Here is a 21,681-nt window from a genome sequence, read left to right on the forward strand (position 1 = left end):
GTAGTCAAGCCGGGGCGCGGCGCTCGCCCGCCCCGGCGGCCTCCATGGCCACATCCCAATACGGCGGATCGCCGAAATACTCCCGCAAATGATCGATCAACAGGTGCGACTTGGCCTGGTTGGAGCGTCCGGGCATGTGCACGGCGTGGATCGCCGAGGCGGCCGGGTCGTGCCGCGCCGCTGAAACATCCCTTTGCAGTGGCGCCATCGGAAACACCGGCACCAGCTTGCCGGCCACGATCGCCCCGCTGACCATCCAGTTGGCCAGATGTACCAGCCCCGCCCCGGCGATCGCCGCGTGCATCAAGGTATCGGTATCGTCGCAGCGCAGCGCGCTTTTCACGTCCAGCGGCTGGTTTTGATTGACGCCCTCGAAACGCCACCACGCGCGCGGCGACTTGCCCACCATCGACAGGCACTGGTGGTTCAGCAAATCCTCCGGCGAGGCCGGCCAGCCATGCCGCGCCAGATATGCCGGGCTGGCGCTGACCACGCGGTTCTGCGGCACCAGCCGGGTCGCCACCAAATCCCCATCGGGCAGCACGCCCGCCCGCACCGCCACGTCGACCCGGCGCGCGGCCAGGTCGACGACGCTGTCGCTGACGTGCAAATCGACTTGCAGCCGGGGATAGCGGCGCAGGAACGTCGCGATCGCCGGCGCCACATGCAGCCGGCCGAAGCCGGCCGGCGCGGTGATCGTCAACAGCCCGCGCGGCTCGCTCTCGGTTTCCTGCACCGCCGCCTGCCCTTCTGCAAGCTCGGCCAGGATATTGCGGGCGCGCGGCAGAAAGCGCTCGCCGGCGTCGGTCAGCACCACGTGGCGCGAGCTGCGCACCAGCAGGCGGGCGCCCAGTTGCGCCTCGAGCGCGTCGAGCTTGCGCGACACCGACGACACCGCCATCTCCAGCTGCACCGCCGCGCGCGACAGGCTGCGGTGCTCGACCACCGCGATCAGGCATTGCAAGGCATCGATCATCCCATTCTCCCCTTGACGAACCATTTGCGGAAAGTGCAAAAGACATTTGCCGGAAGTGCTATTGTGCCATTTTTTGCTAAAGTGCATACTTTGTGTTGCATTGCACACCACAATCGCAAGCCTTCGGCGCAGTCGCCCAAACTGGTATAAATTCCTGGGTTAACTCCTGCTAATCGGAAGATCGCATCCCTTACAACATGGAACTGAGCAACGCACCCCGCCCCATCACCGTGCTGGTCGTCGACGACCACCCGCTGCTGCGCGCCGGCCTCGGCGAAGCCATCGCCAGCCAGGACGATATGCGCCTGGTCGGCGAGGCCAACAACGGCCGCGAGGCCCTCGAGCGCTACGAGGCGCTGCGTCCGGACGTGACCATCATGGACATCGCGATGCCCGAAATGTGCGGCGTGACGGCGTTGCAACATATCCGCCGCGAACACGGCGGCGCGCGCATCATCATGCTGACCACCTACAAAGGGGACGCCCAGATCCTGCGCGCCGTGCAAGGCGGCGCCAGCGGCTTCCTGCTGAAAAGCACGCTGCGGCGCGAATTGCTCGATACCGTGCGCGGCGTGCACATGGGTCAGCGCCGCATTCCGCCGGAAATCGCCATGGAACTGGCCCAGCACATGGGCCAGGGGCCGCTCAGCGCGCGCGAGATGGAGGTGCTCAATCACGCCGCCGGCGGCAATTCGAACCGCCGCATTGCCGAGCACCTGTCGATTTCCGAGGAAACCGTCAAGGCGCACATGAAAAACGTGCTGGCCAAACTGGCCGCGAACGACCGCACCCATGCGGTGACGATCGCCCTCAAGCGCGGCATTATCAGTATTTCGACGATTTAGTCGTACTGCCAATCAAGTTCAGTCGACGGCGGCCATGGCCAGCCACAGCAACAGCGCGCACGGCAACAGCAAACCGTTGAAGCCGACCGCGACAAACGCCAGCGCGCCGCCCATGCAGCCGAGCGCGAACGCCAGCACCGGCCAGGCCAGTTTCTTGCAGCGGCCCATCGCCTCCGGGTCGCCCCGCGCCGAATCGACCAGATCGATCACCAGTTGCGTGACGTTGCCGGTCATGACGGTGGTGGCGGCCGATTTACCCAGCAGCAGCTTGCCGTAGGCGTTCTGCACCGCCATCGCGCCGGCGCACAGCATGCCGGTCGCCATGCTCAGCGGCGCGTCGGCCGAGACGATGGGCGCCGCCAGCCACGCGCAGGCCACCGTCGCCACCATCAGCAGCAGCTGCGTCAGGAAGCTGTTGCGCAACTGCTTGCCGCCGGAGCGCTGCCAGCGCAGGATCAGCAGGCGCGCGATCGCCACGAACAGCATAAACACCGGGAACACCAGCAGCTTGAGGAAGATCTCCGGCGCCGCCTGCACCACCGAGCGCCCGATCAGCACGAAGTTGCCGGTGACATGCGCCGTGAACAATCCGAACAGGCCGATAAAGCCCAGCGTGTCGACGTAGCCGGCCAAGAAGCCGAGCGTGACGCCCTGTTTGATATCACCGCGTTCCATCCTTACCTTTCTGAATATCGTACCAGGCCACCAGCACGAAAGCGCCGGTCAAGCCCAGGTGTTCGAAAAAGCCGTTTTCGGCCATGAAGCGCGCCGGCCCGGTCACCTCCCAAAAGCGGTTGGCCATGAAGGTGGCCATCAAGGTGAACACCGCCAGGTAGCCGGCGCCCAGCCAGCGGTAGAAGCCGGCCAGTATCATCAGCGAGGCGCCGATTTCGCCGCCGATCACCACGGCGGCCATCGGCGCCGGCGGCGACACGCCGAAGTGCTGCATCTCGGCGACGGCGCCGCCGAAGTCGGTGAGCTTGACGATGCCCCCCTGCAGATACGCGGAGCACAGCAGCAGCAGACCGCACCAGCGCACCCACGGGGCGCGCAAAAACGCCGGGAAGTCGTGTGGGAAACCCATCGTCACACCGCCCAGCAGGCGCAGCCCAGCGCGCCCCAGAAGCTTTTCAGGTCGGCGATCGGCAGCTTGCTGGTCCACGCCGTGGCGTGCTGGTGGCCGTGCACATTGCACTGCTTGGCGCAGCCGCAGGCGGCCTGCTGCTCGCGCAACTGCGCCTGCTGGCGCTTGCGCTGTTCCAGTTCCTTGAGGGCGGCGCGGTTGTTGCCGATCTGCTCGCCCCAGCCGGCGTAGCCGCCGAAGCGGCGCACCGGCGACCAGTCGGGCATGGCCGGCGGCGGCGCCTCGTCGTGGCCGGCGAACTCCCCGGCCGCGTAGACGATCTTGCCGCCGACGATGGTCAGGCGCGAACTCATATCGGCGATCTCGCTTTCGGCGCAGGCGTAGAAATCCTTGTCCGGCACGATCAGGTCGGCCAGCTGGCCGGCCTCGATGCGGCCCTTCTTGCCCTCCTCGTTCGAGAACCAGGTGGTGTTTTCGGTCCACATGCGCAGCGCCGTTTCGCGGTCCAGGCAATTGGCGCGCGGGTACAGCTGCATGCCGCCCACGGTTTTACCGGTGATCATCCAGGCCAGCGACACCCACGGGTTGTACGAGGCGACGCGGGTGGCGTCGGTGCCGGCGGAGACCTTCACCCCGGCCTCGAGGATCTTCTTGACCGGCGGCGTGGCCTCGGCCGCGCCGTGCCCGTAACGCTCGACGAAGTATTCGCCCTGGTAGGCCATGCGGTGCTGCACGGCGACGCCGCCGCCCAGCGCGGCGATGCGGTCGATCGACTGGTCGGAAATGGTTTCGGCGTGGTCGAAGAACCAGTTCAGTCCCGCCAGCGGGATGTCCTGGTTGACCTTCTCGAACACGTCGAGCGCGCGGCTGATGGTCTCGTCGTAGGTGGCGTGCATGCGCCACGGCCAGCGGTTCTGCGCCAGCACCCGCACCACGCCTTCCAGGTCGTCTTCCATATTGTCCGGCATGTCGGGACGCGGCTGGCGGAAGTCCTCGAAATCGGCCGCCGAGAAGGTCAGCATTTCGCCGGCGCCGTTGTGGCGGAAGTAGTCGTCGCCCTGCTGGTAGGTCACGCTTTGCGTCCAGTTGAGGAAGTCCTCTTTTTCCTGCGTCGGCTTTTGCGTGAACAGGTTGTAGGCCAGGCGTATCGTCAGTTGCTTGGCGTCCGACAGCTGCTGGATCACCTGATAGTCCTCGGGATAATTCTGGAAGCCGCCGCCGGCGTCGATGGCGCCGGTCACGCCGAGGCGATTGAGTTCGCGCATGAAGTGGCGGGTCGAGTTGACCTGGTATTCCAGCGGCAGCTTCGGCCCCTTGGCCAGCGTTTGGTACAGGATGGCGGCGTTGGGCTTGGCCAGCAGCAGGCCGGTCGGATTGCCGGCGGCGTCGCGCAGGATCTCGCCGCCGTGCGGCGCCGGCGTGTTCTTGTCGTAGCCGACTGCGCGCAGCGCGGCGCCGTTGAGCAAGGCGCGGTCGTACAGGTGCAGGATGAACACCGGCGTGTCCGGCGCCACCGCGTTCAATTCGGCGATGGTCGGCAGGCGCTTCTCGGCGAATTGGTGTTCGGTGAAGCCGCCCACCACGCGCACCCACTGGGGCGCCGGCGTGATCGCCACCTGCGCCTTGAGCATCTCCATCGCGTCGGCCAGGCTGCGCACGCCGTCCCAGCGCAGCTCCAGGTTGAAATTCAGGCCGCCACGGATGATGTGGCAGTGGTTGTCGATCAGCCCTGGCAGCACGCGCTTGCCCTGCAGGTCGATGACCCTGGTGGCCGGACCGGCCAGCGACATGATCTCGTTGGCGCGGCCGACGTGGGTGAAGCGGCCATCCTTGATGGCCACCGCTTCCGCGTGCGGATTGGAGCGGTCCAGGGTGGTGAACAGGCCCCGGTGCAAAATCAGGTCGGGGCTGGCGTGGCTGGAGTTGGAGGTGGAGGGGGTCATCATGCTTTCCTTTTGGTTTGATCTTCAGTCTGCGCGCCGGGCAACTGGCCGAAGCAATGCGGCTTGACGTGGTCTTCGATCCACGATGCCTGCTTGGCCTGGGCATGCGGCGGTTGCCACAGTTGGCGCAGCAACGGCGGCACCTGCTCGCCGAGCAGGATGCCCAGCAGGCCGACCAGCGCGATGACCGGCGGCGCCGGCGAGCGCACGTTCAGGAATCCATAGATGATCCCGACCAGCAGGCCGGTGGCGATCGAGACGATGTAAATTTTCATGGCTGGCTCCTTAAAGCTAAAACTGTACTCCCTGAGCCGCGGGCCGCGCCCCTGCCTTTGTGCCAGTGGACGCCACCGGCGGCGGTGCTGTTGCCCGAACAATGTCACAAGCGGTGGGGTTTGAACATACCCCGATCTAGGTATGCCTTCCACCCCGGATCGGGGCGTGGCAAACGCGTCGAAAACGCTTAAGCTGGCTACCAGAAATGCAAACCAGCGAGGGCCGACAGACATGCGTGGATTCAGTACCAGCTTTCCGCGCGGCGGCGGCGGCGTCGGCCTGCTGCTCCTGCGGCTGGCAGTGGCCCTGCAACTCCTGTCCGAGACCTTGTTCAGCGCAGTGTCGCCATGGTGGCTAACCATGCTGCCGGCCGGCCTGGCGGCCTTGCTGTCGGTGCTGCTGACGGTGCTGTTGGTGCTCGGCATGCTGACACCGGTGGCCGGCGCCGTCGCCACGCTCTGCCAGTTGGCGTGCCTTGGCCACGCCGGCTGGTCGCAGGCCTCGCCGTGCATCGTCGGCGCCTTCACCGCCGCCGCGCTGGTGCTGCTGGGGCCGGGCGCCTACGCGGCGGACGCGCGGCTGTTCGGCCGCCGCCGACTGGTGCTGCCGGCCAGCGCCGCGGACCACAACCGATTTTAGTCAGACGTTCATTTGGGAGTAACGACATGCGACTCGATAGCAAAACCTGGCCACAGACGGCCATGGGAGGTAGCAATGGGACCGCCGCCATCCTCCATCAGGGCGAAAAAATCAATGTGCTGGTGGCGCACGCGGACGCCATCGTCAACGCCGGCCTGGCCGCGCTGCTCGGCGCCGGCGCCGACATCGCGGTCCGCAGCGGCCTCGCCGCCGACGACGCCTTTCTCTGCGGCGCCGACGTCGTCATCGCCGACCACAAAGGCGCGCTGGAACACATGCGCCGGCGCGCCGAAGCGCAGCACGGCCAGATCGAACAACTGCCCAAGGTATTGATCGTCACGCAGCTGGACCGCGAGTGGGAAGTGCGCACGGCGATGATGGCCGGCGTGCACGGCTACCTGCTGCAAAACAGCCCCGCCGACCAGCTGCTGTCGGCGGTGCGTTCGCTGAGCCGGGGCATGCGCTACCTGAGCGCGGACTTGAGCCGCTGCGTGGCCGACAGCTTTACCCGCATCGGCCTGACCAGCCGCGAAACCGACGTGCTGCAGTTGCTGGCACAAGGCCAGTGCAACAAGTCGATCGCGCGCGAACTGGGGATCGGCGTCGGCACCGTCAAGACGCACGTCAAAGGCCTTTTCGACAAGCTTGGCGCAACGGCACGCACCCACGCGGTAGTGCTGGCCACGCGCCGGGGACTGGTCGGCGACGGCGCCCATAGCCAGCACTGACCGCGTCCTCCCTCCCTATCGGCTGGCGACACGAATAGGCGTTGTCTGTTCGCGCATAACCCCTGTAAAATCGCGGCATGCACGCAATGACGCTCTCGCCGGCCACACAACATCGCAACACGCGCTACCAGCGCGTGGTGATGTTGTTCGTGCTGGTGTTCCTGGCGCTGCAACTGATCGGGGCCGTGTCGCATACGCACGCCTACGCCGACGACCACAAAAGCGATTGCGCGGCGTGCGAAATCACCGACATGCCGTTCGGCGCGCCGCCACCGCCGGCGCAAGTGGTGCCGACGGCCTCGCTGGTCGCCTACGCCGTCACCGCGCTGCCGCGCCAGGCCTGGATCGCCAGCGCCGGCTACCTCATTCCTCCTTCGCACGCCCCGCCCTTCGCTGTTCTCTGCTGACCTGACGTCACCGTACCAACCGTAACGCCCCATTGCGCGAATCTGCGCAGCCGCGCGCCTGCCCGACACGTTTCGATATGTGGCGTGCGGCCGGCGGCCGCACGCGCCTGAACATTCAAGGATCGAACATGCACCGCACTCCACAACTCCGTACCCTGCCACTGCTGCTGGCCGCCGCCTTTTACGCCTCCCACGCCCACGCCGAGGACACGCCCGCCGCCGATGGCGCTCCCGCCGCACCGGTGCAGCAGGTCGACATCGTCGCCCACCTGAAAAGCGCGCGCATCGACCTGTCGCCCAACGTCGGCACCACCGTCTATTCGATCGACCGCCACATGATCGACCAGCTGGGCCAGGGCGACAACACGCCGTTCAACGAAGTGCTGCTGCGCCTCCCGGGCGTGGCCCAGGACTCCAAGGCGTCCGGCTCGATCCACGTGCGCGACGACCACGCCAACGTGCAGTACCGCGTCAACGGCGTGCAGCTGCCGGAGAGTATCACCGGCTTCGGCCAGTCGATCGATACCCGCTTCGTGCAGCAGACCGATTTCATCACCGGCGCGCTGCCGGCGCAATTCGGCCTGCGCACCGCCGGCATCGTCGACATCCAGACCAAGGAAGGCACGGGCAAATCGGGCGGCCGCATCGGCGTACTGGTGGGAAGCCATGACTACGTCGCGCCGAGCGCGGAATTCTTCGGCAACCAGGGCGCCTTCAACTACTACCTTTCCGGCAGCTATCTGACCAATAAGATGGGCATCGAAAACCCGCTGCCGACGCGCGACGCCATCCACAACGAAACCAAACAGGCCAAATCGTTCGGCAGCCTGTCGTGGTTCCTCGACGACCAAACCCGTTTGGGCCTGATGTTCGGCACCTATAACGGCCGCTTCCAGATCCCGAACAATCCGGACCAGGCGCCGGCGTTTTCGCTCACCGGCCAAAGCGATGCCGCCGCCGGCACCAGCACCTTGCCGTCGTCGCAGCTCGACGAGCGCCAACGCGAGGTCAATCGCTTCCTGGTGCTGTCGCTGCAAAAGAGCCTGGGCGACCTGAATTACCAGGTCTCGGCCTTCCATCAATACTCCGAGCTGCATTACACGCCGGACCCGGTGGGCGATCTGGTGTACAACGGCGTCGGATCGGATACCCTGCGTTCGAACTCCTCCAGCGGCGTGCAGTTCGACGCCAGCTATAAACTGAACGACTCCCATACGGTGCGCACCGGCCTGGCCTACTCGCGCCAGAACACGCACAGCGACAACAGCGTCTCCGTGTTCGACATGAACGCCGACGGCACCCAGGCCGGCACCGATCCACGCACCATCGTCGACAACAGCCGCCAGGTCGGCAAGCTGTCGAGCATCTACCTGCAGGATGAATGGCATATCGCCGCTCCGCTGACCCTGAACTACGGTCTGCGCTACGACAAGGTGTCGGCCTTCATCAACGAGCACCAATGGAGTCCGCGCGCGAATTTGGCCTACCAGCTGTCCAGCGACACGACGCTGCACGCCGGCTATTCGCGCTATTTCACGCCGCCACCGCAGGAATTGGCCGCGCAGTCCAGCATCGACAAGTACGCCGGCACGTCGAACGCGCCGGAAGTGCCGGTGTCGGACAACGTCAAAGCCGAACGCACCAACTATTTCGACGCCGGCCTGAGCCACAAATTCAACGAGCGGTTGACGGTGACGGCGGACGCCTACTACAAGAAGATCCACAACATGCTAGACGAAGGCCAGTTCGGCCAGGCGCTGATCCTGTCGCCGTTTAATTACGATCGCGGCTACGCCAAGGGGCTGGAACTGTCGGCCGTCTACAACGAGAAGAATTGGGGCGCCTTCCTGAACGTGACGTCGCAAAAGGCCAAGGCGGAGAACATCACCTCCGGCCAGTCGCTGTTCGCGCCCGACGAACTGGCGTACATCGCCAACCACTACATCTTCGTCGACCACGACCAGACCTACACCGTCTCGGGCGGGGCGCACTACCACTTCGGCGACTCGCAGGTCAGTGGCGACGTCCTGTATGGCAGCGGCCTGCGTATGACGCCGGACGGCGGCGCGCCGAATTCGGGCGCGCTACCGGGCTACGTCACGGCCAACCTGACGCTCACGCATGACTGGAAAAACACCCCGGTCGGCAATGTCGAAGGGCGGCTGGCGGTGATCAACCTGTTCGACCGGTCCTACCTGCTGCGCGACGGCTCCGGCGTCGGCGTCGGCGCGCCGCAGTACGGTGCGCGCCGCACGCTGTACGCGGGCCTGTCGACCAGCTTCTGAACATGAGCGCCGACGCCGGAAGCAACGCCGGCGCCGGCCTCGATTTTTTCGCCGCCGCGCGGTTGCCGCCGCACGATCCAAAATAATGATTAGGAGTCCTTGCTAATCTCGAATCACTGTGTATAATGCAGGGCATGGACACCAAATCAGACAACCCGTGGAAGGATACGCCGGAGATCTCCGCCCGTATCGTCACCGCCATCGGACGCATCGCCAGCGTGATGCGCTCCGGGATGTGGGAGTTTGCGACGGCCGAAAACCTGAACCCGGCGCAGGCCGAAATCCTGCAGCTGCTGCAAAGCCGTTCCCAGGGCGTGCGCCTGTCCTGGCTGGCGGCGCAGCTGTCGATCAGCGCCGCCAGCGCCAGCGATTCGGTATCGGCGCTGGTGTCCAAGGGTTTGCTGTACAAGGCCCGCGCCGAGGACGACGGCCGCGCCACCGCATTGTTCCTGACGGAGGAAGGCGCGGCGATGGCGGCCCGCATCGGCGGCGCGCTCGGATTCGCGGAGGACGCCGCCGCCGCCCTGCCGGTGGCGCGGCAGACCGAATTATTGAGCGGCTTGTTTAAATTGATCGCGCAGTTGCAGAAGACCGACCGGTTTCCCGAGATGCGCGCCTGCCTGTCGTGCCAGTTTTTCGAACCAAACCGCCACCCGGGCAAATCCGCGCCGCATCACTGCGCGATGCTCAATGTGCCGCTGTCGGTCGCGCTGCTGCGGCTCGACTGCCCGGAACAGCTGCCGGCCGATCCGGCCACCAGGCAGCGCAACTGGAAGGTGTTCGCCTGATTTTTTTTGACCATATTAGTTAGGACTCCTATTTTCATTAACCGTCGTACCAACCCGTAGTTCAACCACTGAAAGGAAATATCATGACCCGCATCGCACTCGTCTCCCCCGCCGACACCACCGGCGAACGCCAACAACTGCTGACACAAATCCAGGGCGCCTTCGGCGCCACCCCCAACATGTTCAAGGCCGTCGCCAATTCGACCGCCGCGCTGAAAAGCATGTGGGGCTCCTTCGGCGCCCTCGGCGGCGGCGTGATCGGCGCCAAGCTGGGCGAGCAGATCGCCGTCGCCATCGCCGACCGCAACGAGTGCGACTATTGCCTGGCCGCGCACACCGCGTTGGGACGCAAAGCCGGCGCCAGCGCCGAGGAGATGACGGCGGCGCAGGCCGGCCAGTCGGCCGATCCGAAAACCGCCGCCGCGCTGCGCTTCGCCACGGCGATCGTCAACAACCGCGCGCAGATCGGCGACGAGGATGTCGCGGCGCTCCGCCAGGCCGGCTTCGACGACGAAGCCATCGTCGAAATCATGGCCCATGTGGCGCTCAACCTGTTCACCAACTACGTCAACGTGGCGTTGCAGGTGCCGGTCGACTTCCCGTCGGTCAAACTGCGCGCAAAGTAAGGAGCGGCCATGCACACCATCGCTCCCGAACTCCAGGTCGCGGCCTGGCTCAACACGCGCGGCGCCTTGTCGCTGCAGCAGCTGCGAGGCAAGGTGGTCGCCATCTACGCCTTTCAGATGCTGTGCCCCGGCTGCGTGTCGCACGGCATACCGCAGGCCAAGGCGATCCGCGCGGCCTTCAGCGACCAGGAAGTCGCGGTGATCGGACTGCACTCGGTGTTCGAGCACCACGACGTCATGACACGCAAGGCGCTGGAGGCGTTCGTCCACGAGTACCGCATCCAGTTTCCGGTGGCGATAGACCAGCCGTCGTCCGATGGAGCGATCCCGCTGACGATGGAGCGGTATGGGCTGCGCGGCACGCCGACACTGCTGCTGATCGATCGCCAGGGACGGCTGCGCCACAGCCACTTCGGCCGCGTCGACGACATGGCCGTCGGCGCGCAGATCGGCAGGCTGTTGGGCGAGGTGGCAGCCGCGCCTTCGGCCGTCCAATGCGACGATACCGCGTGTAGCATCGGGTAGGTCTTAAGCGACTGCGCAACCGGGGCGCCCCGGTTGCCTATCCTTTAATGCACGGCTGGCGCGCGTGCCCGTTGTATTAAGCAATCGATGTAGGCATAATCAAAGCGAAGCCTCACGCGGAAGATGACATGCCCTGCCCTAATTTTGATCGTTGCGATCGCCGCAACACCCGCCGGACCTTGACGGCAAGGGTGTAGATGGCGTCCCGCGCATTCCCCCGGCTGTTGTTCCGATTGATGCTTGCCATCGGCGCCCTCCTGATTATCCTTGCCGCCGCCGCGTGGGCGGCGATCGCCAATCCACCGGAGCTGCTGCGCATCGGCGCCGCGTACGCCGCCAAAACAGTCTGCTCCAACGTCTTCGTCGCCGGCCGCGATAGCGCCGGCGTGCTGGCGCACGACGTCCAGGCGCCCGGCCATCCGATACTCGAACACCTGGAAGTACGAATCGACCAGCAACGCAAGGTGGTGCGCGCCGACCTGTTCGGCGTGATCGGCGGCGGCGTCGCGGTCTATCGTCCCGGCACCGGCTGCGCCGTGGTTCCCGACGGCGACGTGGCGCGCGCTTCGCTCCATAATTTTGTACCGATCAAGATCTGGTCGCCGTCGCCCAGCGTGCCGTGGCCGACCGGGTCGATGGCGGAAACCGTACCGGGGGTGCAGGCGCTGGTGAACCAGGACGCGCTGTCCGGCCCCGGCATGCGTGGCATCGCCGTGATCCATCGCGGCCGGCTGGTGGCGCAGCGCTACGGCGACGGTTTCGCCCTGCGCACCCCGCAGCTGGGCTGGTCGCTGACCAAGACCGTCAACGCCGCGCTGGTGGGCATGCACATCGCCGAAGGTAAACTGTCGCCGCAACAAAGCGGCTTCTGGGCGGCGGGCGCCGACGGCCGCTCGCGGATCGCGCTGTCCCACCTGATGGCGATGAGCAGCGGCCTGCGGTTCGACGAGACCTATGGCGGCGTTTCCGACCTCACGCGCATGCTGTATCTGGAGCCGGACATGGCGGCCTACGCGGCGGCCCAGCCGCTGGTGCAGCCGGCGGGGACGGCGTGGAACGATTCGAGCGGCACCGCGCTGCTGCTGTCGCGCATCTGGCAGCGCGCGGCGGCGGGCACGAACGCCGGTGCGGGTGACGGCGCAAATGCCGGCGAAAGGGTGGCCATCGCCGGCGCCCTCCCCGCCAAAAACGGACCGGCATCGGTGGCGGTGCTGTCGCTGCCGCACGACCGGCTGTTCGCACCACTGGGCATGAGCAGCGCCTTGATCGAAGCCGACGCGCGCGGCAACCTGGTTGGCGCAAGCTATATGTACGCCAGCACCCACGACTGGGCGCGCTTTGGCCAGTTCCTGCTGCAGGACGGTGTCTGGCAGGGCAAACGGATGCTGCCGGCGGGCTTCGTGGAAGCGATGCGCCAGCCGGCGCCGGCGTCGGGCGGCCAATACGGCCAGGGCCAGGTCTGGCGCCACGGACCGCAAGGCGCGACGCCGCCGGGCCAAAATCCGGACCTGCCCTTCAAGCTGCCGGCGGATACCTTCTGGATGCTGGGCCACGATGGCCAGTCCATCGCCATCGTCCCTTCCAGGGGATTGGTGCTGGTGCGGCTCGGCCTGACGCCGGAACGGCTGGGCTATCAGCCGCAGGCCCTGCTGGCCGCGATCATCGAGGCGCTGGAACCGGACGCGGTGAAGTAGAAATCATCACCGTCCCGCATGCCGACTCCGCGACGTTAAACCCGTTCCGCATTTGCCGGCGGCGCTGCCGGGTTGTCCACCCGAACGGTATTGCGCCCGCCCTGCTTGGCGGCGTACAGCATTTTATCGGCGCGCATCAGCCACTCTTCCGGCGTGGCGGATTTGTCCATGCCGGCCACGCCGATCGACACGGTGATCGGATGCCCGTCCATCAGCGGTTCCTCGGCCACCGCGGCGCGCAAACCCTCGGCCAGACGGCTCGCCGCGCCCAGGCCGGCGCCGGTGGCGATGATGGCGAATTCCTCGCCACCGTAGCGGAAGATCTGGTCGGACGAGCGGGTGTGATTGCGCATCAATTCGCACAGCCGTACCAGCACCTTGTCGCCGGCCGCGTGCCCGTGCCGGTCGTTGACCTGCTTGAAGTGGTCGAGGTCGAGAAGCAGCAGGCACGATCCCGGATGCGGCCTGCGCTCGGCGGCATAGGCTTCCAGCTTGCCGTCCAGCGCGCGGCGGTTGCCCACGCCGGTGAGGAAGTCGCGCTCGACCTCCGTATGCAGCTCCTGGTTCTGCAAGCCGGTGCGGTACGAGAAGATATAAGCGAACAGGTTAACCAGCGAAATCGTCACCACCACAGTGAATAAGTTGAGCAACTCCAGCTCGCGCGTCAGCAGCGCCACCAGCACCAGCATCGACACGCTGTTGATCGCCAGCGCCACGGCGGGACGCAGCATGAAGTACGCGGCGATCATGGTCGGATAGACCCAGTACACCAGCGACAGGCCGCGCAGGTGGATGGTGGCCAGCATGCCGGCCGAATAAAACAGCGTCACGCCCAGGCTGGCGGCCTTGTATCGGCCGGTGCGCCAGACATCGACGATCACCGCCAGCATGGCCGCCACCAGCGCCAGGTCGACGGCGGCGGAGATCCAGCTGCCCTGCAGCAGCCGGTAGATACCGAACGGCAGGATGCTGGGTATGCTCAATGAGCACATCAACAACAGGATGACTTCTTCCTTGCTGCGTTTGCGGCGCGCCGACAGCCAGGCCAGCCGGCCGCCAAACATCTTCTCTAATTCAGGCATAAAGGTAGCAGTCGTCTCTTGAATTTCTATTTTTATGACACCGGCGCGTGCGCCTTTGTTGGCGGCGCGGGCCTTTCTCCCGCAGGCGCCCCGGCCTTGTGTTCCCCCGCCAGCAGCATGTACACGGCGGGCACCACGAACAGCGTAAACAGCGTTCCGATCGACAGCCCGGTGAAAATCACCAGTCCCATCGCGTGCCGTCCGGCGGCGCCGGCGCCGGAGGCGATCACCAGCGGCACCACGCCAAACACCATGGCGGCCGTGGTCATCAAAATAGGCCGCAGACGGGTGGCGGAGGCTTCCTCGATCGCTTCGCGCTTGCCCTTTCCGGCCGCCCGCAAGTGGTTCGCCACTTCGACGATCAGGATACCATGCTTGGAGATGAGTCCCATCAATGTCACCAGCCCGACCTGCGTATAAATATTGATCGACGCGAAACCGAGGAAGATGAAGGTCATCGCCCCGAACAGCGCCATCGGCACCGAGAACAGGATCACGATCGGATCGCGGAAGCTCTCGAACTGCGCGGCAAGCGCCAGGAACACGATGATCACGGCGAAGGCCATGGTCACGACGAAGCCGCCCGATTCGGTCATGAACTGGCGCGACGAACCGGAATAGTCGATCGAATAACCCGACGGCGCCACCTCCCGCACCGTGTTGCGCAGGTACTCGAGGATCTCACCCTGCGAGGCCCCGCTGACGCCGGAAATCGTGGCCGAATTGAGCTGCTGGAAGCGGGTGACCGATTCCGGCTGCACGCTGTACTTGATGCCGGCCACGGTGCTGGCCGGGATCATGCCGCCGCCCGGGGTCTTGATATAAAAGTTCAGCACATCGGAAGGATTGAGCCGGTCGACCTGGCGCACCTGCGGAATCACCTTGTACGAGCGGCCGGAGATCGAGAAGTAGTTGACGTAGCCGCCGCCCAGCGCCGCCGCCATGGCGTTGCCGAAGTCCTGCTGCGTCAACCCCAGGGTACTGAGCTTGTCGCGGTCCACCTCCACCCTGGCCTGCGGCGAATCGATCTTCAGGTCGACGTCGGCGAAATAGAATTTGCCGTCCTTGGTGGCCTTGGCCAGCACCGCCTGCGCCACGTTGTTCAGGTTTTCGAACGGCTCGGTGGTGGTGATGACGAATTGCACCGGCAGGCCGGAGCTGCCCGGCAGCGCCGGGAACTGGAACGCCGCCACGCGCCCGCCGGCCACGTTGGCCCATTTCTGCTGCAGCTCCTGCTGGATCTCGGCCGCCGACCGGGTACGCTGGTCCCACGGTTTGAACAGCACACCGCCGATGCCGGCGTTGGTGGTCGGCACTCCGGTGATCTGGAACATCTGGTCGTATTCGGGCAGCGCCTTGGCGATGTCGAAAATCTGTTTGGCGTAGGCCTGCATCTGCTCCGAAGTGGCGGTTGGGGCGCCGACCACCTGCGACAGCACGATGCCCTGGTCCTCCTCCGGCGCCAGCTCCGACTGCGACATCGTGAACATCACGCCCAGCAACGCGCTCAGTATCACGCCCAGCACGATCAGCACCGGCCAGGTATTGAGCAAACTATGCAGCAGCCGCAGATAGCCGTCGTGGACCTTTCCGAACACACGGTCGATGGCCTTGACGAACTTGCCCTGGTCCTGTTCGGGATCGAAGAAGTAGGCGCACATCATCGGCGACAGGGTCAGCGCGACGATGCCGGACACCGCGACCGCGCCAGCCAGCGTGAACGCGAACTCGGTGAACAGCGCGCCGGTCAGGCCGCCCTGGAAGCCGATCGGCACGTAGACCGCGATCAGCACCACCGTCATCGCCAGGATCGGGCTGCCCAACTCGCGCGCGGCCATGATGGCGGCGTCGAACGGCTTCATGCCGGCCTTCATATGCCGGTCGACGTTTTCCACGACGATGATGGCGTCGTCGACCACCAGGCCGATCGCCAGCACGATCGCCAGCAGGGTCAGTAGATTGATCGAATAGCCCAGCATCAGCATCATGAAGAAGGTGCCGATCAGCGACAGCGGCATCGCGATCACCGGCACGATCACAGCGCGCGCGCTGCCCAGGAACAGGTAGATCACCACCGTCACGATCACCAGCGCCTCCACCAAGGTCAAGACCACTTCGTGGATCGAGGTGTTGATGAACTCCGTCGAATCGTAGACGATCTCCCCGGTCAGCCCCGTCGGCAGCTGCTCCCTGATCGCCGGGAAAGCGTCGCGCACCCGGTTCGCCACGTCGAGGATATTGGCCTCCGGCGCCACCTTGATGCCGATGAAGACCGAGCGCACGCCGCTGAAGGCGACGTTGAAGTCGTAGTTCTCCGACCCCAGCGTGACGTTGGCGATGTCCTCCAGCCGCACGATGGCGCCGCCGCTTTGCTTGACGGCCAGCGCCTTGAACTCCTCCACCGTGTGCAGGTCGGTGCCGGCGGTCAGCGGCACGCTGACCATCTGGCCCTTGGTCGAGCCCAGGCCCGCCAGGTAATTGTTCGACGCCAGCGCGGCGCTGACCTCCGCCGCCGTCACGCCGTGGGCCGCCATCTTGCCGGCGTCGAGCCAGGCGCGCAGCGCGAACTGGCGCGCGCCCAGCAGCTCGGCCGTCTGCACGCCCTGGATCGAATCGAGCTTGGGCTTGACCACCCGCGCCAGGAAGTCGGTGACGTTATTGGTCGGCAGCGTGTCGCTGTAGAAGCCCATGTACATGGCGTCGGTGGTCTGGCCCATCTGCACCGTCAGCACCGGTTGCTGCGCCTGTTGCGGCAACTGGTTGCGCACCGAGTTGACCTGGGTGGTGATCTCGGTCAGCGCGCGGTTGGAGACGTAATTGAGCAGCAAGGTGGCGGTGATGGTCGACACCCCGCTGTTACTCGACGAGGACAGGTAATCGATGCCCTGCGCCTGCGCGATCGCCGATTCCAGCGGCTGCGTGATGAAGCCGGCCACGGTGGCGGCGTCGGCGCCATAGTAGGTGGTCGATATCGTGACCACCGCGTTTTGTGTTTTCGGATACTGGTTGATCGGAAGGCTGAACAGCGAGCGCAGGCCCAGTACCACGATCAGCAGGCTGATTACGCTGGCCAGCACCGGACGTTTGATGAAGATGTCGGTAAAGTTCATGGCGCGTCCGTCCTCACTGTTCCTGCGGCGCCGGATTCGGGCTGTTGGCCGGCTGCACCGCGTTGTTGATCGCGGCCGGCGTGCCGTTCTTCAGTTTCAGCTGGCCGCTGGTGACGATGGTCTGCCCTTCCTTGATGCCGGTGAGGACGGCCACCTGGTCGCCGCGCGTGGGCCCGGTGGTGACGAATACCTCCCGCGCCACCAGTTGCGGGTTGCCTTTATCATCCTTGGGCGGCGGCTTGCCCTGCTCCGCCTTGGCCGGCGCCAGCACGAACACGGTCGAACCATACGGGTTGTAGGTGATGGCGGTCTGCGGCAATGTCAGGTATTTTTTCCGCTCGCCCTGATCCAGGCTGACATTGGCGAACATGCCCGGCAACAGCTGGCGCTTGGGATTGGCCACCGTCGCCTGCACCTGCACGTTGCGCGTGGCGGCATCGACTTTCGGGCTGATGGCCGTCACCCTGGCCGGGAACGCGACGCCGGGCCAGCCGTCGCTGGTCAGATTGAGCTTCTGCCCGATCGACAGCCCGGCGATCTGCTTTTGCGGCACGAAGAAATCCGCGTAGACGGTATCGATGGTCTGCAAGGTCACCAGCACGTCGCCGGGATTGAGGTACTGGCCCGGATTGACGGCGGTGATCCCCAGCTTGCCGGCGAACGGCGCGCGGATGGTTTTCTTGTCGACCAGCGCCTGCTGCTGCGCCACCAGCGCCTTGCGGCTCTTCAGGTCCGCCTCGTCGTTGTCCACCTGCGCTTGGCTGATCGCCTGCGCCGCCAGCTGCAGCTTGTCGCGTTTGAGCACCGTCGCCGCCAGGTCCGCCGCCGCCTGCAGGGAGCGCAGCTGGGCGATATCGGATTCGGCGTTCATCTCGAACAGCACCTGGCCGGCCTTGACCTCGTCGCCGGATTTGAAATTGACCTTGCGTACCAGGCCGGCGATTTCGGTCGTCACGTCGACGCCGCGCACCGGCACCAGCGTGCCGACGGCGGTGAGCTGCGGCTGCCATTCCACCGCCGCCACCTTGATCGCGGTGACCACCTGCGCGCCCGGCTTGGGCGAGCTGGCGATGAGTTTTTGAATCTGAAGGTATTTTCCAAATGCCAGTACGGCGATCAGTAGGATGACACACCCTACCATGATGAGCATACGCTTGGTCATGAATCAGCCTCCCGCGTCTTTGATATGTCCTGCGAAGTACGCTAGCGCGCAAGTGTTAAAGAGGATGGCCGCTAAGGGCTTTTGCCGATCGACGGCGCCGCCGACACCGGCGTGGCGGCCGGCACGCCGTCGGCGCGTTGCCACCAGCCGCCGCCCAGCGCCTGGAACAGCGCCGCCGTATCGGCGTAGCGCGCCGCCTGCGCCTGCACCAAGTTGATGTGCGCCTGCTGGTAGCTGCGCTGCGCGTCGAGCAGCGCCAGATAGCTGATCGCGCCCAGTTTGTATTGTTCGGTGGCCAGCGCCAGCGATTCCGCCGCCAGCGCCTCCGCCTCGGCCTGCGCCTTGAGCGTCTGCGCGTCCGAATCCAGCGCGCGCAGGCTGTCGGCGACGTTCTGGAACGCCGTCAGCAACGTCGCCCGGTACTGCGCGGCCGCCGCGTCGTACGCCGCCTCGGCGGCGCGGCGCTGCGCGCTCAAGGCGCCGCCGTTGAAGATCGGCGCCGCCAGTCCGGCCGCCAGGCTCCAGACCGCGCTATGGGCCTCGAACAGATTGCCGAAGGCGGGGCTGGAGGCGCCGTAGCTGCCGCTCAGGGTGAACTGCGGATACTGCGCCGCCGTCGCCACGCCGACCAGCGCGCTGGCCTGGTGCAGCAGTTCCTCGCTGGCGCGGAGGTCGGGCCGCTGGCGCACCAGCGCCGACGGCAGGGACACGGGCAGCGTCTCCGGCAGGGTCAGGGAATCGAGCGCGAATTCCGGCATGCCGGCCTCGCTGGGCAGCCGGCCCGCCAGGACCGACAACTGGTGGCGGCTTTGCGCCAGCGCTTTTTCCAGCGGCGGCAAGGTGGCCGCGACCTGCGCCACCTGGTTGCGCTGGCTCAGGATCGTGGTGCGCGGGATGGCGCCGTACTCGAACTGCTTCTCGATCACGCCCAGCTGTTTAGTCAACGCATCGAGCACCTCGCGCGTGGCCTGGAGCTGCGCGCGCAGCGAGGCCTCCCGGATCGCCGTCGTCACCACGTTGGCGCTCAGGGCCAGGTAGGTGGCCTCGACCTGGAAGCGCTGGTAATCGACCGTCGCCCGCGCCGCCTCCAGCGTGCGGCGCGTGGCGCCGAAGACGTCCGGCGTATACGACACGTCGACCGAGGCGTTGTACAGATTGAAAACGCCGGGCGGGCCGGCGGTGCCGGCGGCGTTGGCCTTCTGGCGGGACAGGCCGAGCTGGCCGGTGACCGCGGGCCAGTAAAGATCGCCCGCCTGCGCGGCATAGTTTTCCTGCGCCTGGCGCAAGGTCGCCTCGGCCGCCGCCATGCTGGGGTTCTGCGCCAGCGCACTGCGGATCAAGCGGTCCAGCGCCGGTGAGCGGAACACCGTCCACCACTGGGCCGGGATGTCCTGGCCGATGGCAAACTGCTGGGCCGCGCCGCCGGTGGCGGTCGCCGGCGCGGAGGCGGTGCGCGCCGCGAGCGGGGTCGGCGTGTAGCGGTCCGTGGCGGCGGCCGGCGGCGCCGGCGTCTGGAATTCGGGCCCGAGCGCGCACGCGCTCACGCCGGCCGCCAGCGCCGCCAACGCCAAGACCCGACCACTAAATTGTTTTTTTGCCATAACAAACCTCCGTTATGTCCGGGACGAGCGTCTCCCGCCCGTTGCCCGGTATTCAATTAGCTCCAAGATCAGATGGTTATTCGACCACATGTTCGCATTTTTTGGATGCGATGTCTTTTTGTTGGCCGTGCGGCACCGCCGGCGGTGGCGTATCCGCGAAAAAAAAGGGCCTTGCCGCAACGGCAAAGCCCTCCTCGGGGAGACTGACTGGTGGGGATCAGGCCAGCGCGGCCGCCACCACGCCGTATGCGCGGTTGGCTTCGGTCAGCGAGAACGCCGATGGGCCGTCGGCCAGCGCGTCGGTCGAGCGCTCGCTGCTGCGGTAAGTGATCGGCAGTTGATAGCGGCGGCGTTCGTCTTCGCTGATCTTGCCATCGTTGTCGAGGTCGGCGGCGGCGTGTTCCTTGCTCGTCACGCCCAGCACGCCGTCCTCGCTCACGCCGGGCAACGGATCGGGCGACACCAGGTTTTCCACGGCGCCGTTGTCCAGACCATATTTGGCCTGGAAGATCTGGGTCTCGGGACGCATGGCCAGGCGTTTCAGGCCGTCGTCGAATTGCTTCAATGCTTCCTTCAGGCCGATGTCATCCGACTCCGTCACGGCCTTGACCATTGCGCTGGCCTTCTCGGCGGCAGTGACCGTGTTGCTGGCCTCGCTGGAATCGACCTGCGTCGACGCGTTGAACCCCGGCAGCGACAAGTATGAGGCCACGGAAGCGTTCAACTCGAAACTTTGCGGTTCGTTCGATGCATCACGGTTTTTGTTCGGGTCGAGCGCCGCCTCTGCAACCACTGCTGCAAACCGGGTAGCGCCACCTATGGCATTTATCATAATCATTATCGACTCCTGTTGGGAGATTCCTCACAGCACAATTCTATCAAGAAATTTACCAACAGGCACCATGTTTAGCGGCCTGCGGGACCGAATAGTTGATTTTCCGCACGAAAAAGTGTCCGCATTATCGTCAAAATTTATCGCTTTCCGATTGCCATAGTTTCTATACATAGCAGCAATCCGCGACCGATTTGCCGGCGTTGTTTTATTGGCCAGTCCGCCTTGCGGGATTGGTCAGACCACCGTAGAATTAACCACAGGAATTGGCAAATTTACATCGCCGTCCCGCGCGCGATCCGTCGCGCGACACGACCTTTACGACAGATTTTTGACCAGCCAAGAGCTCGGCGCTTCCCGCGCCCTCCTCGCGGTGGCACGGCATACGCGAGGTGTGCCGACCGGCGACCGGCAAAGACCGGCGTTGTTGAACTCAATATCTGGAGACAAAATGCACACCTCACTATCCAAAGCCGTGGCCGCCGCATGTTTCGCGCTGGCCGCCGGCGCCGCGCACGCGGCCGCCGATCCGCTGCACAACGCCATCATCGCCGCCAGCTACAACGGCCAGCCCGGCGGCATGCTGGGCGCCGACCACCTGTTCGCCGATGAAGCAGGCAGCAATGTCAGTGGCCTCGATCCGATCGAGCCGGGCGCCGAATTCCTCACCAGCGACTACCTGCTGGGGTTCGACTTCGCGCCCGACGGCCGCCTGACCATCTTCAACAACGCCGCCCTCCCCACCGGCGCCTACAGCGCCACCTTCGACTTCGGCACCACCCTGGCCGCGCCCATCGTCGGTTTCAGCGTGCTCGATGCCGGCATCACCACCGGCGCGCCGGTCCTGGGCATCGTCAACGGCCATACCATCTCGATCGACCTGTCCGGCGTGGCGTGGAACGGCGACTTCAGCGCGCTGACCACCGCGATCACCTTGCAGGGACCGGTGACGGCGGTGCCGGAACCGGCCACCGCCTGGATGATGATGGCCGGCCTGGCCGGCATGGGCATACTGGCGCGCCGCCGCGCCCGCGCCACCGATACTTCGCCACGCTAACAACGCCCGTGTAAAACAAGG

At 65.6% G+C, this 21,681-nt stretch carries 20 protein-coding genes; 10 read left to right on the forward strand and 10 right to left on the reverse strand.

Annotated elements, in window-relative coordinates; translation table 11 throughout:
• Window positions 1-4 precede the first annotated feature (4 nt).
• Window positions 5-976, reverse strand: coding sequence for a LysR family transcriptional regulator (locus BMX85_RS02660; protein WP_090314127.1), 972 nt, complete (start codon window positions 974-976; stop codon window positions 5-7).
• Window positions 977-1,173: 197 nt separating this feature from the next.
• Between BMX85_RS02660 and BMX85_RS02665 the strand changes: the two genes are divergently transcribed.
• Window positions 1,174-1,821 carry a response regulator transcription factor gene (locus BMX85_RS02665; RefSeq protein WP_090314128.1) on the forward strand — a complete coding sequence of 216 codons (648 nt, stop codon included), beginning with the start codon at window positions 1,174-1,176 and terminating at the stop codon, window positions 1,819-1,821.
• 18 nt (window positions 1,822-1,839) lie between these two features.
• Here BMX85_RS02665 and BMX85_RS02670 read toward each other — a convergent pair whose 3' ends face one another.
• The 4 genes from BMX85_RS02670 to BMX85_RS02685 are packed head-to-tail and all read right to left on the reverse strand — an operon-like array spanning window position 1,840 to window position 5,123.
• A complete protein-coding gene (locus BMX85_RS02670) occupies window positions 1,840-2,496 on the reverse strand; it encodes a YoaK family protein (protein WP_090314129.1) in 657 nt (218 codons plus the stop codon).
• Window positions 2,483-2,905, reverse strand: coding sequence for a DoxX family protein (locus BMX85_RS02675; protein ID WP_090314130.1), 423 nt, complete (start codon window positions 2,903-2,905; stop codon window positions 2,483-2,485). The genes BMX85_RS02670 and BMX85_RS02675 overlap by 14 nt, the downstream gene beginning before the upstream one ends.
• Before the next feature lie 2 nt (window positions 2,906-2,907).
• Entirely contained in the window at window positions 2,908-4,848 is a 1,941-nt protein-coding gene (locus BMX85_RS02680) for an amidohydrolase (RefSeq protein WP_090314131.1), read from the reverse strand.
• Window positions 4,848-5,123: a DUF1427 family protein gene (locus BMX85_RS02685; RefSeq protein ID WP_090314132.1), complete on the reverse strand. Its 276-nt coding sequence runs from the start codon at window positions 5,121-5,123 to the stop codon at window positions 4,848-4,850. The genes BMX85_RS02680 and BMX85_RS02685 overlap by 1 nt, the downstream gene beginning before the upstream one ends.
• A gap of 232 nt (window positions 5,124-5,355) precedes the next feature.
• On the opposite strand from BMX85_RS02685, the gene BMX85_RS02690 reads away from it, so the two are divergent.
• The 8 genes from BMX85_RS02690 to BMX85_RS02725 all read left to right on the forward strand — a co-directional run bounded on the left by BMX85_RS02690 (window position 5,356) and on the right by BMX85_RS02725 (window position 12,816).
• Entirely contained in the window at window positions 5,356-5,763 is a 408-nt protein-coding gene (locus BMX85_RS02690; RefSeq protein ID WP_090314133.1) for a hypothetical protein, read from the forward strand.
• Window positions 5,764-5,789: 26 nt separating this feature from the next.
• The gene (locus tag BMX85_RS02695) at window positions 5,790-6,491 is read left to right on the forward strand and encodes a response regulator transcription factor (RefSeq protein WP_090314134.1); all 702 of its coding nucleotides are present in this window, start codon (window positions 5,790-5,792) and stop codon (window positions 6,489-6,491) included.
• A 77-nt stretch (window positions 6,492-6,568) separates the two neighbouring features.
• Window positions 6,569-6,898, forward strand: coding sequence for a hypothetical protein (locus tag BMX85_RS02700; protein WP_143067884.1), 330 nt, complete (start codon window positions 6,569-6,571; stop codon window positions 6,896-6,898).
• A gap of 128 nt (window positions 6,899-7,026) precedes the next feature.
• Window positions 7,027-9,183: a TonB-dependent receptor gene (locus tag BMX85_RS02705; protein ID WP_090315176.1), complete on the forward strand. Its 2,157-nt coding sequence runs from the start codon at window positions 7,027-7,029 to the stop codon at window positions 9,181-9,183.
• A 134-nt stretch (window positions 9,184-9,317) separates the two neighbouring features.
• Window positions 9,318-9,971 (forward strand): MarR family winged helix-turn-helix transcriptional regulator, encoded by a 654-nt coding sequence (locus BMX85_RS02710; protein ID WP_090315178.1) that lies wholly within the window; start codon window positions 9,318-9,320, stop codon window positions 9,969-9,971.
• A gap of 83 nt (window positions 9,972-10,054) precedes the next feature.
• The gene (locus BMX85_RS02715; RefSeq protein ID WP_090314136.1) at window positions 10,055-10,597 is read left to right on the forward strand and encodes a carboxymuconolactone decarboxylase family protein; all 543 of its coding nucleotides are present in this window, start codon (window positions 10,055-10,057) and stop codon (window positions 10,595-10,597) included.
• A 9-nt stretch (window positions 10,598-10,606) separates the two neighbouring features.
• Window positions 10,607-11,122 (forward strand): redoxin domain-containing protein, encoded by a 516-nt coding sequence (locus tag BMX85_RS02720; protein ID WP_090314137.1) that lies wholly within the window; start codon window positions 10,607-10,609, stop codon window positions 11,120-11,122.
• Between the two features lie 197 nt (window positions 11,123-11,319).
• Complete coding sequence (locus tag BMX85_RS02725; RefSeq protein WP_177196631.1) at window positions 11,320-12,816, forward strand: serine hydrolase domain-containing protein; 1,497 nt, start codon at window positions 11,320-11,322, stop codon at window positions 12,814-12,816.
• Window positions 12,817-12,851: 35 nt separating this feature from the next.
• Here the strand turns inward: BMX85_RS02725 and BMX85_RS02730 are convergent, their stop codons facing one another.
• The 5 genes from BMX85_RS02730 to BMX85_RS02750 form a co-directional block, all read right to left on the reverse strand.
• Window positions 12,852-13,898, reverse strand: coding sequence for a GGDEF domain-containing protein (locus tag BMX85_RS02730; protein ID WP_090314138.1), 1,047 nt, complete (start codon window positions 13,896-13,898; stop codon window positions 12,852-12,854).
• A 32-nt stretch (window positions 13,899-13,930) separates the two neighbouring features.
• Window positions 13,931-17,008 (reverse strand): efflux RND transporter permease subunit, encoded by a 3,078-nt coding sequence (locus BMX85_RS02735; protein WP_090314139.1) that lies wholly within the window; start codon window positions 17,006-17,008, stop codon window positions 13,931-13,933.
• Window positions 17,009-17,021: 13 nt separating this feature from the next.
• Entirely contained in the window at window positions 17,022-18,170 is a 1,149-nt protein-coding gene (locus BMX85_RS02740) for an efflux RND transporter periplasmic adaptor subunit (RefSeq protein WP_090314140.1), read from the reverse strand.
• Window positions 18,171-18,241: 71 nt separating this feature from the next.
• The gene (locus BMX85_RS02745) at window positions 18,242-19,771 is read right to left on the reverse strand and encodes an efflux transporter outer membrane subunit (protein ID WP_090314141.1); all 1,530 of its coding nucleotides are present in this window, start codon (window positions 19,769-19,771) and stop codon (window positions 18,242-18,244) included.
• A gap of 217 nt (window positions 19,772-19,988) precedes the next feature.
• Window positions 19,989-20,483 (reverse strand): hypothetical protein, encoded by a 495-nt coding sequence (locus BMX85_RS02750; RefSeq protein ID WP_229210259.1) that lies wholly within the window; start codon window positions 20,481-20,483, stop codon window positions 19,989-19,991.
• 571 nt (window positions 20,484-21,054) lie between these two features.
• Here BMX85_RS02750 and BMX85_RS02755 point away from each other — a divergent pair.
• On the forward strand, window positions 21,055-21,660 hold the full coding sequence (locus tag BMX85_RS02755; protein WP_090314143.1) for a PEP-CTERM sorting domain-containing protein: 606 nt from the start codon (window positions 21,055-21,057) through the stop codon (window positions 21,658-21,660).
• The last annotated feature ends 21 nt before the right edge of the window (window positions 21,661-21,681 follow it).

The organism is Duganella sp. CF517 (assembly GCF_900110275.1).
Taxonomy (GTDB): domain Bacteria; phylum Pseudomonadota; class Gammaproteobacteria; order Burkholderiales; family Burkholderiaceae_D; genus Rugamonas.